The organism is Polymorphobacter fuscus (genome assembly GCF_011927825.1).
GTDB lineage: Bacteria > Pseudomonadota > Alphaproteobacteria > Sphingomonadales > Sphingomonadaceae > Sandarakinorhabdus > Sandarakinorhabdus fusca.
Map to the genome: position 1 here is coordinate 1125784 of NZ_JAATJI010000001.1, position 14403 is coordinate 1140186.

At 67.3% G+C, this 14403-nt stretch carries 16 protein-coding genes; 6 read left to right on the top strand and 10 right to left on the bottom strand.

The window, feature by feature from the left end:
- Position 1: 1 nt before the first annotated feature.
- The 5 genes from GGQ62_RS05375 to GGQ62_RS05395 form a co-directional block, all read right to left on the bottom strand.
- Positions 2–685 carry a spermidine synthase family protein gene (locus GGQ62_RS05375; RefSeq protein ID WP_152576146.1) on the bottom strand — a complete coding sequence of 228 codons (684 nt, stop codon included), beginning with the start codon at positions 683–685 and terminating at the stop codon, positions 2–4.
- Positions 682–1881 (bottom strand): CaiB/BaiF CoA transferase family protein, encoded by a 1200-nt coding sequence (locus GGQ62_RS05380; protein WP_152576145.1) that lies wholly within the window; start codon positions 1879–1881, stop codon positions 682–684. The genes GGQ62_RS05375 and GGQ62_RS05380 overlap by 4 nt, the downstream gene beginning before the upstream one ends.
- A gap of 53 nt (positions 1882–1934) precedes the next feature.
- Positions 1935–2672 carry a bestrophin-like domain gene (locus GGQ62_RS05385; RefSeq protein WP_152576144.1) on the bottom strand — a complete coding sequence of 246 codons (738 nt, stop codon included), beginning with the start codon at positions 2670–2672 and terminating at the stop codon, positions 1935–1937.
- A gap of 14 nt (positions 2673–2686) precedes the next feature.
- Positions 2687–3514 (bottom strand): S-formylglutathione hydrolase, encoded by an 828-nt coding sequence (gene fghA, locus GGQ62_RS05390; protein ID WP_152576143.1) that lies wholly within the window; start codon positions 3512–3514, stop codon positions 2687–2689.
- Between the two features lie 169 nt (positions 3515–3683).
- Entirely contained in the window at positions 3684–4793 is a 1110-nt protein-coding gene (locus tag GGQ62_RS05395) for an S-(hydroxymethyl)glutathione dehydrogenase/class III alcohol dehydrogenase (protein ID WP_152576142.1), read from the bottom strand.
- Between the two features lie 228 nt (positions 4794–5021).
- Here GGQ62_RS05395 and GGQ62_RS05400 point away from each other — a divergent pair, with 228 nt between their 5' ends.
- Together GGQ62_RS05400 and infA are read left to right on the top strand one after the other, a co-directional pair.
- Entirely contained in the window at positions 5022–5228 is a 207-nt protein-coding gene (locus GGQ62_RS05400) for a cold-shock protein (protein ID WP_152576141.1), read from the top strand.
- A gap of 8 nt (positions 5229–5236) precedes the next feature.
- Positions 5237–5497, top strand: coding sequence for a translation initiation factor IF-1 (gene infA / locus GGQ62_RS05405; protein WP_152576140.1), 261 nt, complete (start codon positions 5237–5239; stop codon positions 5495–5497).
- 58 nt (positions 5498–5555) lie between these two features.
- Here the strand turns inward: infA and GGQ62_RS05410 are convergent, their stop codons facing one another.
- From GGQ62_RS05410 to GGQ62_RS05425, 4 genes are all read right to left on the bottom strand, one after another.
- Entirely contained in the window at positions 5556–7190 is a 1635-nt protein-coding gene (locus GGQ62_RS05410) for an amidohydrolase (RefSeq protein ID WP_243445945.1), read from the bottom strand.
- Between the two features lie 31 nt (positions 7191–7221).
- The gene (locus GGQ62_RS05415) at positions 7222–7890 is read right to left on the bottom strand and encodes a fumarylacetoacetate hydrolase family protein (protein ID WP_152576139.1); all 669 of its coding nucleotides are present in this window, start codon (positions 7888–7890) and stop codon (positions 7222–7224) included.
- Complete coding sequence (locus tag GGQ62_RS05420) at positions 7890–8753, bottom strand: NAD(P)-dependent oxidoreductase (protein WP_152576138.1); 864 nt, start codon at positions 8751–8753, stop codon at positions 7890–7892. Before GGQ62_RS05420 ends, GGQ62_RS05415 begins: the two co-directional genes overlap by 1 nt.
- Positions 8754–8967: 214 nt before the next feature.
- Positions 8968–9351 carry an acyl-CoA thioesterase gene (locus GGQ62_RS05425; protein WP_152576137.1) on the bottom strand — a complete coding sequence of 128 codons (384 nt, stop codon included), beginning with the start codon at positions 9349–9351 and terminating at the stop codon, positions 8968–8970.
- A gap of 142 nt (positions 9352–9493) precedes the next feature.
- On the opposite strand from GGQ62_RS05425, the gene GGQ62_RS05430 reads away from it, so the two are divergent.
- The 4 genes from GGQ62_RS05430 (at position 9494) to GGQ62_RS05445 (ending at position 12897) form a co-directional block, all read left to right on the top strand.
- On the top strand, positions 9494–10738 hold the full coding sequence (locus GGQ62_RS05430) for a threonine ammonia-lyase (protein ID WP_152576136.1): 1245 nt from the start codon (positions 9494–9496) through the stop codon (positions 10736–10738).
- A 74-nt stretch (positions 10739–10812) separates the two neighbouring features.
- Positions 10813–11268 carry a hypothetical protein gene (locus tag GGQ62_RS05435; RefSeq protein WP_152576135.1) on the top strand — a complete coding sequence of 152 codons (456 nt, stop codon included), beginning with the start codon at positions 10813–10815 and terminating at the stop codon, positions 11266–11268.
- Between the two features lie 56 nt (positions 11269–11324).
- Complete coding sequence (locus tag GGQ62_RS05440; RefSeq protein ID WP_152576134.1) at positions 11325–11810, top strand: hypothetical protein; 486 nt, start codon at positions 11325–11327, stop codon at positions 11808–11810.
- A 256-nt stretch (positions 11811–12066) separates the two neighbouring features.
- Positions 12067–12897: an arginyltransferase gene (locus tag GGQ62_RS05445; protein ID WP_152576133.1), complete on the top strand. Its 831-nt coding sequence runs from the start codon at positions 12067–12069 to the stop codon at positions 12895–12897.
- On the opposite strand, the gene pgi is transcribed toward GGQ62_RS05445, so the two are convergent.
- Positions 12862–14385 (bottom strand): glucose-6-phosphate isomerase, encoded by a 1524-nt coding sequence (gene pgi / locus GGQ62_RS05450; RefSeq protein WP_152576132.1) that lies wholly within the window; start codon positions 14383–14385, stop codon positions 12862–12864. The genes GGQ62_RS05445 and pgi overlap by 36 nt on opposite strands.
- Between the last annotated feature and the right edge of the window lie 18 nt (positions 14386–14403).

Here is a 14403-nt window from a genome sequence, read left to right on the forward strand (position 1 = left end):
CCTACGCCCGCGTCGCGAACCAGATCACGTGCCGCGGCCCCTTGCCGTTTTCGCGCGCCCGCACAACGACTTCCTCGACCTGAAAGCGCGCCCGCCGCAGCCGGTTGGTGAACACCGCATCGGGCGCCGCCGACCAGATGGCGAGCACGCCGCCCGGCCGCAGCGCCGCGCGCGCTTCGGCCAGGCCGGTCTTCGAATACAACCGGTTGTTCTCGTCACGCACCAGCCCGTCGGGACCATTGTCGACATCGAGCAGGATCGCATCATACCGCCCCTGCCCGCTGGAAATCAGAAACCCGACATCGCCATGGGCAATCTGCACGCGCGGGTCATCGAGGCCATCGCCGGTCAACGCCGCCATCGGCCCGCGCGCCCAATCGAGGATTTCGGGCACGAGCTCCGCCACCGTCACCAGCGCGTCGGGCCCGAGCAGCGACAAGGCCTTGCGCAGCGTGAAGCCCATGCCATAGCCGCCAATGAGGATGTGCGGCGCGCGATCGCCCAGCTTCGCCAGCGTCATCTCCGCCAGCGCCTCTTCCGATCCGCGCATCCGGCTGTTCATCAGCTCGTTGCCGCCGAGCACGATCATATAGTCGGTGGCGCCGTTCGATCCGACGCGGCGCATCAGCTTCAATTCGCCGCCGCCGGGGATCGCCGCGATGCCCAGCAATTCCGATGCGATCATGCGGCTTCTCCCTTTTGCCGCGCCGCCCGGCTGGCCAGCAGTGCCGCGATATCGGCATCGCTGAACCCGGCCTCGAGCAATACCGCGCGGCTATGTTCGCCCAGATGCGGCGGCGCCACCGCCACCGGCGGCCGTTCGCCATCGAACAGCACCGGCACGCCGGGAAAGCGCAGCGGCCCGGCCGGCGTATCGACCGACGTGAAGAAGCCCGTCGCCGCCAGATGCGGGTCGCGTTCCAGGTCGGCGAGCGTGATGACCTTCGCACATGGCACCTGCGCCGCTTCCAGCACGTCGAGCCACGCGGCCGTCGTCCGCCCCCGCACCAGCGCGCCGGCGATGCCGTAGATCGCGTCGATATGCGCCGTCCGCGTCGCGATGCTGGCAAAGCGCGGATCGTCCAGATGGTCGGCCGCCCCCGCCGCGGTGAAGAACCCCCGCCAATGGGCGTCGGTATAGGCCATCATGCAAAGGTGCCCGTCGGCGGTTTCCAACGGCCGCCGCCACGGTGCCATGACGCGCGGATAGCCCAGCGGCCCCCGCGGCGGATCGAAATGATGGCCATAGAAATGCTCGACGAAGTTGAACGCCACCATCGTTTCGAACATCGGGATTTCGACAAAGCCGCCCTTGCCCGTCGTCTGCCGCCGCACGATCGCCGCCAATATCGCCAGCCCCGCCGTCAGGCCCGACACCTTGTCGGCGATGATCGTCGGCATGTAGCGCGGGGTGCCGGTCGATTGCGCCATCAGGTCGGCGATGCCGGACATGCCCTGGATGACATCGTCATACGCCGGCAGCCCGCCATAGGGGCCGGCTTCACCGAAACCGTGCAGCCCGGCAAACACCAGGCGCGGATGCCGCGCCAACAATGCGTCGGGCGCCAGCCCCAACGACGCCAGCTTCTGCGGCCGGATGGAGTGGAGCAGCACATCGGCGCCGGCGAGCAGCCGGTCGAGCGCCGCCTGCCCGTCCGCTGTCTTCAGGTCGAGGACCAGGCCCCTTTTGCCGCGGTTGCAGCCGAGGAACAGCGCCGCCATCCCGGGTTCCAGCCCCGGACCCGTCTGCCGCGTCGAATCACCCTCCGGCGCTTCCAGCTTGATGACATCGGCGCCCAAGTCGGCGAGCCATTGCGCGCAATAGGGGCCAAAAACGACCGACGACAGATCGATGACCTTGAGACCGTGGAGCGGGAGCATGTGCCACGGCTAGCGGCGGCGGAGGCGAATGTAAAACGCGCGGGCGTACGAGTTCAGGGCATCATCGCAATCGCCGACGTCAGCGGCCGGGTCGGCGTCAGCAGCAGCCCGGCGTTGGGCGTCGCCAGCTCGACGATCAGGAACACCCCGCTCGATACCGCCACGGCACAGCACAAGAGCGCCGCCATCACCGTGCCGTTGCGCGGCGAAAACAGGCCGAAAATCGTGAACAACAGCGTCAGCCAGAAGATCAGCAGCACCAGAAACGCCGTCGGCGTCGGCTGGTCGGCATTTTCCGCCAGCCGCCACCGCGCCTCCGAAATCGATTGCAGCGCCCCCATCGCCTGTTGCTGGAGAAAACGCTGCTCGGCATCCGTCGGCACCAGCCGGACGATCGAATCGGTCAGCCGGTCGAGCTGGTCGAGCGACTTGCCCGCAACCCGGCCCTGCGCCAGCTCGTCGCGCTTGGCGAGGGCATAGGCCTTCAGCGCATCATGCGCCGGCAGCGAGTCCGGTCCATAACGGCGCAGCGACCGGTCGAGCCGCTGGATATCGGTGCCGAGCACTGCCACCGCATCGGCGCGCCGCGAATAGCTGCCGTTCGCCTGCGTCACCAACAGGCTGAGCACCAGCGCCGACAGGGTGCTGACCACCGCCATCGCCACCAATATGGCGTTGCGGCTGTCGGCATCGCGATGATGGTCGGGCAGCCGCCGCGCGATCGCCATGCCGGCCAGCGCGCCGCCGAAAATCGCGACGAACGCCGCCGCGCCGACTGTCAATGGATGCATCGCTCCCCCCGCCGCTACAGCCGCGCGCCGTGCCAGCGCAGATGGTCGCCTACGAAACTCTGGATGAACCAGTAGCCATGGTCATAACCGTCGTGCCGGCGCAATGTCAGCGCAATGCCTGCCGCCGCGCACGCCGCCGCCAGCCGTTCGGGTTGCAGCTGCGCGTCGAGGAAATTGTCCGCCAGCCCCTGGTCGACGAGCAGCTCCGCCACCCGCGCGCCGCCGGCGATCAGCGCGCAGGCATCGTGCGCCGCCCAGGCCGCCGGGTCGTCGCCCAGATACGCCGGCAACGCCTTTTGCCCCCAGGGCACCGCCGTCGGCGCGACGATCGGCGCGAACGCCGACACGCTGCGGAAGCGGCCGGGATGGCGCAGCGCCAGCACCAGCGCGCCATGGCCGCCCATCGAATGGCCCATGATCGACTGGCGTTCCATGTCGGCGGGGAAATGCGCGCCGATCACGCCGGGCAGTTCGCCGATGATCCAGCTTTCCATGGCGAAATGCGGCGCCCAGGGGGCCTGCGTCGCGTCGAGGTAGAAGCCGGCGCCCTGCCCCATGTCCCACGCCGGATCATCGGCGACGCCTTCGCCGCGTGGGCTCGTGTCGGGCGTCACCAGCATCAGGCCGAGTTCCGCCGCCAGCCGCTGCGCCCCGGCCTTGATCGCGAAGGTCTCTTCGTTGCAAGTCAGTCCGGCGAGGCACCAGAGGACGGGGAACGGGCCGTCGCCCGGCGGGGTGAACACGCCGAACTTCATCACCGTGCCGGTGCTCGCCGACGCGTGCGAATGGAAGGATTGGCAGCCGCCGTGGCAGGCGGCTGAGGACAGGGTTTCCACCGTCATCGCACCCCTCTCCCGCTTGCGGGAGAGGCGAGACGCGCACCAGCGCGCCGGGTGAGGGTGTCCACAATCTTCGGAAAGCGAACACCCTCACCCGTGGCCGCGCTCCGCGCGTCTCTCGACCTCTCCCGCAGGCGGGAGAGGGGACTGCCAATTGCGATCGCCGCCATTTTCAGAACACCACGACCGAGCGGATGCTCTCGCCCGCATGCATCAGGTCGAAACCCTTGTTGATGTCATCCAAGGTCAGCACATGGGTGATCATCGGGTCGATCTCGATCTTGCCGTTCATGTACCAGTCGACGATCTTGGGCACATCGGTGCGGCCCTTGGCGCCGCCGAACGCCGTGCCGCGCCAGTTGCGCCCGGTCACCAGCTGGAACGGCCGGGTGCTGATCTCCTTGCCGGCCTCCGCCACGCCGATGATGATGCTGGTGCCCCAGCCGCGGTGGCAGGCTTCCAGCGCCTGGCGCATCACCGTCGTGTTGCCGGTGCAATCGAAGGTGAAATCGGCGCCGCCGTCGGTAAGCCCGACGAGATGCTGGACCAGGTCGCCGTCGACGTCATTGGGGTTGACGAAATGCGTCATCCCGAACCGCTGCCCCCAGTCCGCGCGGTCCGGGTTGATGTCGACACCGATGATGAGGTTGGCGCCGGCCATCCGCGCGCCCTGCAGCACGTTGAGCCCGATGCCGCCCAGCCCGAAGACGATGACATTGTCCCCCGGTCGCACATCGGCGGTGTTGACGACGGCGCCGACCCCGGTCGTCACCCCGCAGCCGATGTAGCAGCTGGTCTTGAACGGCGCGTCGGTGCGGATCTTCGCCACGGCGATTTCGGGCAGCACGGTGAAGTTCGAAAAGGTCGAACAGCCCATATAATGGTGCAGCTTCTGCCCCTTGTACGAAAAGCGCGATGTGCCATCGGGCATCACCCCCTGGCCCTGGGTGGCGCGGATGGCGGTGCAGAGGTTGGTCTTGCCCGACAGGCACGATTTACACTGGCGGCATTCCGGCGTGTAGAGCGGGATGACATGGTCGCCGGGCACGACACTGGTCACCCCGGCGCCGACCTCGCGGACGATGCCGGCGCCTTCATGGCCGAGGATCACCGGGAACAGCCCCTCGCTGTCGAGACCATCGAGCGTATAGGCATCGGTGTGGCAAATGCCCGTCGCCATGATTTCCACCAGCACTTCGCCGGCGCGCGGGCCATCAAGGTCGACTTCGATAATTTCCAGGCGGGTCTTGGGGGCAAAGGCCACGGCGGCGCGGGTTTTCATGACGAACTCTTTCTGGTTGAATGGACTTTTCTAGCGACAAATGGGCGCGATGCACCCCGGCATTTGCAGCTTCGCTTGCATTCATGGCCATGAAGGCGCATTAGGCCGGGGCGCGAAGGTGCCTGCGAACGATTCCGGTGCTTCGGCTCCCCATTCGATGTACGGCCCCCGATGGCATTTCGGCGGACTGTTTCCGCCGGGAACTTAAAGACACGTAAGGGTACTGACATGGCCACTGGCACAGTCAAATTTTTCAACGCCACCAAGGGTTACGGCTTCATTGCTCCCGATGGTGCTTCCAAGGACGTCTTCGTCCACATTTCGGCCGTCGAGCGCGCAGGTCTGTCGGACCTCGCCGAGGGCGCCAAGGTGACCTTCGATCTGGAAAATGATCGTCAGGGTCGCGCCTCGGCGGTCAATCTTTCGATGGCCTGAGGCATAACGTGCCAAAAGAAGAGGTGATCAAGATCGAAGGCGTCATCGCCGAGATCTTGCCGGATGGCCGCTTTCGCGTCCGACTGGAAAACGAACATGAAATCATCGCCTATACGGCCGGCAAGATGCGCAAGAACCGCATCCGCTCGATCGTCGGCGACCGGGTTCATGTCGAAATGACACCCTACGACCTCGATAAGGGCCGCATTGTCTTCCGCGAGAAGACAGCGCCTATGCCGATGAACCAGCGACGATTCTTTCGCCGGTAAGAATGAAAGGGCGGGGAGAAATCCCCGCCCTTTTTTTGCCTCCCCCGCCAGGGCGAGGTTATCGGCGCCGATACACCCGCTTGCCGCCCACGAATGTCTCCTCCACCACGACCTGCCACAGCGTTGCCGGCGCAATCGCGAACGGGTCGCGGTCCACGACAATGAAATCCGCCCATTTCCCCGGTGTCAGCGTGCCGAACTTGTCTTCGGCATGCTCGGCATAGGCCGCCCCGGTGGTGAACGCCGCAAAGGCTTCGGGCAGCGTCATCGCCTCGTTCGTGCGCCAGCCGCCGGCCGGCTGGCCATCGCGCGACTGGCGCGTCACCGCCGCATGCAACCCGTAAAAGGGGTTCGGCGGTTCGACCGGAAAATCCGACCCGGCTGCGATCCGCACGCCCGAATCGATCAGCGTCCGCCAGGCATAGCCGCCCGCCAGCCGCTCGGCACCGACCCGCGCCTCGGCCATGCCCTTGTCCGACGTGGCGTGCGTCGGCTGGATCGACGCGATGATCCCCAGCCGGGCAAAGCGCGGCAGGTCGTCGGGCGCCACGATCTGCGCATGTTCGTCGCGGTGGCGCAGCGCCGTCCGCTGCTCGGCCGGCACCACGGCAAAGGCGCCCAGCGCCGCGCCATTGGCGGCATCGCCGATGGCATGGACATTGACCTGGAAACCCTTGGCGGAGGCATCGACGATGATCCGTCGCAACGCGCCTTCATCGAAGAACGGCAGGCCGCGGTTGCCGGGGGCGTCGCTGTACGGCGCCTTCATCCAGGCACCGCGCGACCCCAGCGCGCCATCGGCCTGCAGCTTCATCGCCATCATCGCCAGCCGGTCGTCGGCGTTCCAGCCGATCGGTCCCTGCGGCGCGATCGCGGCGCGGTTGTCCGGCCCATAGGCCATCGCATAGATGCGCGCCGTCAGCTTGCCGGTGCGCGCAAAGCGCTGATATCGTTCCCAGGTCGCCGGGTCGATGCCGGCATCCCCGGCGCCGGTCAGCCCCACCGACGCCATGATCGCCAGCGATTTGGCGAGCATCGCGTCGCTTTCGCGCTGGCTCGGTGCCGGGATCTTGCTCGCCACCAGCTTCATCGCGCCATCGACCAGCACCCCGGTCGGGTTGCCGGCGGCGTCGCGCTCGATCCGGCCGCCGGCCGGGTCCGGTGTCGCCGCCGTCACGCCCGCCAGCGCCAGCGCGCGGCTGTTCGCCCAGCCGGCATGGCCATCGACCCGTTCCAGGAACGCCGGCCTGGCACCGGTCACCGCATCGAGCTCGGCCGCCGTCGGGAACCGCCCCAGCTGCCAGCGCTCTTGATTCCAACCGCCGCCGGTGATCCAGGCGCTGCCGGTCTTGTAGGCGCGCAGCCGCGCCTGCGCCTCGGCAAGCGAGGTCGTGCCGTTGAGATCGACCTTCAGCGCCAGTTCGCCCAGCCCCATGACATGGCCATGGGCATCGATCAGCCCGGGCATCAGCGTGCGGCCCTTGACATCGATGCGCTTGCCGCGCGGCACCGGGGCGCCGGCCGCCAGCGTCGCCTTGACCCGGCCATCGTCGGCGACCACCAGGGTGCCGAACCGCGCCAGCCCGCCGGCGGCGTCGATCGTATAGCCATTGGCGTTGACATAAGCCGTATCGGCCAGCGCCGCCTGGCCGAGCATCAGCCCCGACACCAACAGCGCGCATCGCATCGTCATTCCGGCAATCCCTCCCCCAACGGCCATGATGTCAGCCGGCATATGCAATGTCGATCGGCGCCAGCCCGGCGATGCGCCCGCTCACCGCCTGCCCCGGCCGGATCGGGCCGACGCCGGCCGGCGTGCCGGTGAAAATAAGGTCGCCCGGCGCCAGCACCACGAAGCGCGACAGGGTGGCGATGATCTCCGCGACGCTCCAGATCATCTGGGCGATGTCGCCCGACTGGCGCAGTTCGTCATTCACGGTCAGAGAGATCGCTCCGGCGGCCGGCGGCGCCCCCGGCGTCAGCGGCCCGACCGGCGCGCTTTCGTCGAAGCCCTTGGCCATGTCCCACGGCCGGCCGGCGGCCTTCGCTGCGGCCTGCAGGTCGCGCCGCGTCAGGTCGATGCCGACGCCATGGCCGAAGACATGCGCCAGTGCATCCGCCGCCGCGATGTCGCTGCCGCCGGTGCCGATGGCGACGACCAGCTCGACTTCGTGGTGCAGGTCGGCGGTCTGACGCGGAAAGGCAAGGACGCTGCCGCTGTCGACCACCGCGTCGCCGGGCTTGGTGAAGAAGAACGGCGCCGGCCGGCTCGGGTCGCCGCCCATTTCGCGGGTGTGCTCGGCATAATTCTGCCCGACGCAGAAGATGCGCCGCACCGGGAAGCGCGTCGCCGAACCGGCAATCGCGACGGTCGGTACGGGAACGTCGTGCATCACCGCACCAGCCGGCGCAGCAGCGACGACGTGTCCTGCCGCCCGCCGCCCATCGCCTGGACATCGCCATAGAATTGGTCGACCAGCGCGCCGACCGGCAGGCGCACCCCCAGCCGCCGCGCCTCGTCGAGCGCCAGCCCCAGGTCCTTGCGCATCCAGTCGACGGCAAAGCCGAAATCATATTCGCCCCTGGCCATCGTCGCCGACCGGTTTTCCATCTGCCAGCTTTGCGCCGCGCCCTTGGAAATAACATCGACGACCTGCGCCAGGTCGAGCCCCGCCGCCGTGCCGAACGCCAGCCCTTCGGCCAGCCCCTGCAAGATGCCGGCGATGCACAGCTGGTTGACCATCTTGGTCAGCTGGCCGCTGCCCGCCGGGCCCATATGGCCGATGCGCCGGGCATAGGCGTGCAGCACCGGCTCGGCGGCGGCAAAGGCGTCGGACGTGCCGCCGCACATGACGGTCAGCGTGCCGTTCTCGGCGCCCGCCTGCCCGCCCGACACCGGCGCGTCGACGACCAGCAGCGATCGCGCGGCGCCCGCCTCCGCCAGTTCGCGGGCGATGGCGGCCGACACCGTGGTATGGTCGATGAACAGGCTGCCCGGCGCCATCGCGGCAAAGGCACCATCGGGGCCCAGCGTCACGGCGCGCAGATCGGCGTCGGCGCCGACACAGGCGAGCACCACTTCGGCGCCGTCCGCCGCCGCCGCCGGCGTCGCGGCGCGGCGCCCGCCATTGGCCGCCACCCAGGCCGCCGCCTTGTCGGCGCTGCGATTGTAGACGGTCACGTCATGCCCGGCCGCCGCCAGGTGCCGTGCCATCGGCGCGCCCATGACGCCCAGACCCAGAAAGCTCAACTTCATCGACACTGCCCCAGATTCGCTGCGCGCCTCATATCCCGTCCCTGTCGGGCGAAGTCGAGGGCGGCGCGATCATTCGTGCGTGCGTCCCTCGACTTCGCTTGGGATGAGCGGTTTGGGGACAATCGGCTTCGGCGGGCAGAGCTCCCCTTTCGCGCATCCCGAGCGAAGTCGAGGGACGCCCGGACCGCGCAAGGCACCGGGCCCGAACCCGGCTTCAATCGCCGATGAACCGCGCCACCACATCCTTGGCCAGCCGCGCCGGCCGCAGCGTCGCCGCATCGAGGCAGCACCAGCTCGACTTGACCTCGGCGAGCACCTGTTCCCCGCGCCGGATCATCGTCGTGAAGAACGCCCGCGCGCCCTGCACGCTGTCGGCCATCACCCCGGCAATCACCTGGTCGTCGAGGAAGGCCGGGGCGCGATAGGTGATCTCGTGCTTCAACGCGACCCACAGATGGCCGGCAACGGCTTCGGGCGGCGCGGTTTCGGTCCAGTAGCGCACCACCGCATCCTGCACCCAGCGCAGATAGACGGCGTTGTTGACATGCCCCATATGGTCGATGTCGTCGGATCGGATCTCGATGACGTGGCGGTACATGATACGCTCCGGTCGCTGCGGCGCCGATGCCACCGCCAGACGATGACAACTCTGTTATGTCTCGATGACGTCCCGGTCAACGGCGCAGCGATATGCCGCAGCGAAGGTTTGCGCCGCTGCCCCGGCGCCGCTAACAGGGTGCATGACCGTCCCCGCGCCCCTTGCCACGGCAGACCTGCCGATCACTTACGCCGATGTGGAGGCCGCCGCGCGCGCCATCGACGGCGCCATCATCAAGACGCCCTGCCTGCGCAGCCAGACCCTGTCGGACCTGACCGGCGCCGATGTCTGGCTGAAGTTCGAAAACCTGCAGTTCACCGCCGCCTACAAGGAACGCGGCGCGCTCAACAAGCTGCTCAGCCTCACGCCGGAGGAGCGCAAGCGCGGCGTCATCGCGGCATCGGCCGGCAACCATGCCCAGGGGCTGGCCTATCACGCCCGCCGCCTCGGCATCCCCGCCACCATCGTCATGCCCAAGTTCGCGCCGGTGGTGAAGGTGCAGCAGACCGAGGGCCATGGCGCCCATGTCGTGCTGTTCGGCGAAAGTTTCGACGAAGCCAGCGCCCATTCGCACGAAATCGCCGCCAAGCGCGGGTTGGTCTATGTGCCGCCGTTCGACGACGCGCTGGTCATGGCCGGCCAGGGCACGGTCGGGCTCGAAATGCTCGATGCGGTGCCCGATCTCGACACGCTGATCGTCCCCATCGGCGGCGGCGGGCTGATCTCCGGCATCGCCACCGTCGCCAAGGCGCGCAACCCCGCCATCGAGGTCATCGGCGTCCAGGCCGAACTCTACCCGTCGATGCACGCGCTGCTGCACGGCGAAACCCGCATCTGCGACGGCGACACGCTGGCGGAGGGTATCGCCGTCAAGGTGCCCGGCAAGCTAACCTCGCAGGTCGTCCGCGCCCTTGTCGACGACATCTTGCTCGTCGGCGAACGCGACCTCGAACACGCCGTGTCGCTGTTGCTGACCATCGAAAAGACCGTCGTCGAAGGCGCGGGCGCGGCCGGGCTGGCGGCGCTGCTCGCCAACCCGCGGCGCTTTCGCGGCGCCAAAATCGGCCTGGTGCTCTGCGGCGGCAACATCGACACGCGGCTGCTTGCCAACGTCCTGCTGCGTGAACTCGCCCGCTCGGGCCGGCTGGCGCGCCTGCGCATCCGGCTGAAGGATCGTCCCGGCCAGCTGTTCGAAGTGGCGCGCATCTTCGACCAGCAGCAGGTCAACATCCTGGAGGTCTATCACCAGCGGGTGTTCACCAACCTGCCCGCCAAGGGCCTGATCACCGACATCGAATGCGAGACGCGGGATCGCGAGCACCTCAACCGCCTTGTCGAAGCGCTGCGGGCGGCGGCGTATGAAGTGCGGATGATCGAGCTGGATTGAGTCGAACACTCATAAGGCCCGAGGCAGTTATCGCGCCAATTGCGGTCATCGTCCGGCTTCGTCATTATGCAAGCATGCGTGTATTCATTCCGGTGTTTGCAATGTTGACTATTGTCGCGTGCGACGCGGCTGCCTCGCCCGAAATTGACGTAATAGTGATGAGGCGCTCTGGCTCGGTCTCTGAAGATGTCACCTTAACCTCGGCAGGTGTCGGCCATTATCATCGTAGTGAACCATACCCGGCAGGGAGGAGCAGCACATTTCAGATGACGCAAAAGCAGTTCGCAGCGTTCCTAGCCAGTTTGGAGCCTTACCGGGCGAAGGCAAAGCGGTACACACGTGATGTCAAATCCACGTGCCCGTCCGAGGTGCGACGGACCTTGGACGCGGGTGCCATGTATATTCGCTGGATTGGACCGCAGTATAACGTGCATTTTTTGATGGACTTTGGGTGCGACACCGAGCGCAACCCTGCCATGAATCGCCAGATGCACCGCACCTTCGAACAATTGCCGCTACCGCGTCAGTGATTGCGTCTGCTTGCGCCCACTAGCGGACATCCTCGCTCGACCCCTATAATCTCAAGATGCCATACGAGATATTCGATCATTCGGCGCCGGTAGGGGGGCGTATCGCGTTCAGGCACACCGAGCCAGGCGATAATCCTGCCGAGTATGTCACGCCCGCTACGCTGGCATCTCAAGACATCATTTTCGCTTACCTCGACGGCTCAACGGCGAACGAATTGGAGGCGCTCAACTCTTTGGGTGTCCAGCTTAAAACCGATCATCCGCCCTACGATCCGCATCCTAGCAAGGGAATCAGGGGCTGGTATCGCTTGATGGACGATCTGGAAACTCTAGGCGACCGAGAAACTGGGATGGTGGTTGTAGTGGATAACGCTGCGCCGCTATTTGCTGACCCGACATCTTGGGTCTTTGAGCTCATCACGATCTGGACGCTCCAGCTTGCGCGATGGCAGCGACGAGGAGCGCCGTGCCATCTGGTGTTCCAGATGGACGCGAACCCGGCTGTCGCGTCTGTATACGGCACCATACCGAGCGGCAGCTAACCACCCACTTCAGACATTCCCACCTGAGATCACGACCTAAGCTTTTCGGCATAAAGCGCGCTCAGCCCAACGCCGCTCATCCTGAGCGAAGTCAAGGGACGCTCGAATTGCGGACCCAGCGTCCCTCGACGTCGCTCGGGATCAGCGGGATTTGTGAAACGCGTGCGGACACGGACCGCCTCAACCCGCACCCATCACAACCGTTACCCCAACCGGACCTTTTGCCGCTGGCATTTCCGCTCGGCCTCGCCCTAATATGGCAAAAGCGTTGCATCTGGAGGGGAGCTGCGTGACCGACCAGAGTTTCCGATTTCCGCGCTTCTTCGTCACCGCACCGGCGCCCTGCCCCTATGTGCCGGGCCGCATCGAGCGGAAGGTCTTCGCCGAACTGAAGGGCGGCGACGCCGCCGAGATGAACGAGGCGCTGGGCCGGATCGGCTTTCGCCGCAGCCAGACCGTCGTCTATCGCCCCAGCTGCGATTTCTGCCAGGCGTGCATCTCGGTCCGCGTCGTCACCGCCGATTTTCAACCCTCCGCCAGCCAGAAAAAGCTGCTCAAGCGCCACGCCGACCTCGAGGTCCATGCCTGCGAACCCTGGTCGACCGATGAACAATGGCGGCTGCTCGGCCGCTATCTCGCCGCCCGCCACCCGGTCGGCGGCATGGCGGCGATGGACGGGCATGATTATGCCGACATGGTCGAACAATCGCCGGTCGATACCGTTGTCGTCGAATATCGCGAGCCCTCGGTCGATGGCCGTCCCGGCCGCCTTGTCGGCTGCTGCCTGACCGACAAGCAGTCGGACGGCCTGTCGATGATCTACAGCTTCTTCGAAACCGCCGATATCGGGCGGCCGGGCCTCGGCAATTTCATCATCATGGACCACATCCTGCGCGCCGGCCGCGCCGGCATGCCCTATGTCTATCTCGGCTACTGGATCGATGGCTGCGATCGCATGGCCTACAAGCGGCGCTTCAAGCCGGTGGAAGCGCTGATCGCCGGCGTCTGGCGGCCGCTGGAGCCCGACGAAACCGTGCCGGCGGCCCAGCCGTCACTCCAGCGCGCGCGCCATCAGGGCGTTCGTTGACGGATCGAAGCCGTCGCCGCCACCGGCCAGCGCCGCCGACGCCATTTCCTTGCCCAGTTCGACGCCCCATTGGTCGAAGGGGTTGATGCCGAGCAGCACGGCACCCACGAACGTCCGGTGCTCGTAGAACGCCAGCAGCGCGCCGAGCGTGAACGGATCGAGCCGCTCCAGCAGCAGCGTCGCCGACGGCCGGTTGCCCGGAAAGGTCTTCGCCGCGGCCAGCCGTGCATTGCCGCCCGACAGCGCCAGCGCCGCCTCCGGCGACCGCCCCTTCATCAGCGCCGCGCCTTGCGCGAAACAATTGGCGAGCAGCTGCTGGTGGTGCGTTGCCGGCATGGCATGGCCGGGTTCGGCCACCGCGAGGAATTCGACCGGCCCGACGACCGTGCCCTGGTGGAGCAGCTGGAACACCGCATGCTGGGCATCGGTGCCGGTGCCGCCCCAGGTCACCGCCGCCGTCGGCCCGTCCACCGGCGCGCCGTCGCGCGTCACCCGCTTGCCGTTGCTTTCCATCTCCAGCTGCTGGAGAAACGCCGGCAGCATCCGCAGCCGCTCGTCATAGGCAAAGACGCCGCGCACCTGCTGGCCCTGGTAATGCGCCGCCCAGACATCGCACAGCCCGGCGAGCACCGGCGCGTTGCGCGTCATGGCGGTGTCGCGGAAATGCGCGTCCATGGCCGCGGCACCATCGTGCAGCGCCTGCCAGTCGCCCCAGCCGCAGCGCAGCGCAAACGGCAGCCCCACCGCCGACCATAGCGAATAGCGGCCGCCGACCGTCTCGGCGAACGGCAGCACTGCGCCGGCACCCCAGGCCGCGGCCTTTTCGGGCGCCGCGGTGACGGCGATCGTCCTGGCCCGGGGGTCGGCGATGCCGTGGCGTTGCAGCCAGTCCATCACCGTCGCGGCGTTGGTCATCGTCTCGGTCGTGGTGAAGGTCTTCGACACGATGATGACCCGCGTCCGCTGCGGGTCGCACAGCGGCAGGGCGCGCGCCAGCGCCTCGCCGTCGATGTTGGCAACGATATGGCAGCGCGGGCCATCTCCATCGCGCCCCAGCGCATCGAGCAGCAGCGCCGGCCCCAGCGCCGAGCCGCCGATGCCGATGTGGAGCACGTCGGTCACGTCCTCGGCGCGGACCTGTTCGACCAGCGCCCGCATCGCCAGCTGCCCGGCGTCGGCCGCCGCCACCGCCGCCGCGGCGCCGGCGCCGCGTTCCGCCATATGCGTCGCCGCGCGGTTTTCGCTGGGGTTGACCACCGCGCCGTCGAACAGCCGCGCCCGCCAGCCGGCAAGGTCTGCCGCCGCCGCCCGCGCCTGCAACGCCGCCAGGATCTCGGCGCTGACCGCCAGCCTGGAAAAATCGAAATAAATGCCCAGCGCGTCGACCGTCAGCTGCGCCAGCCGGTCGGGGTCGTCATCGAACAGCGTGGCCAGCGGCGGCAGGGGCGTGGCTGCGAGGTCCCGCAACAGGCTGTCGGCATGCGTCATGGCGCCGACTTTGGCGCA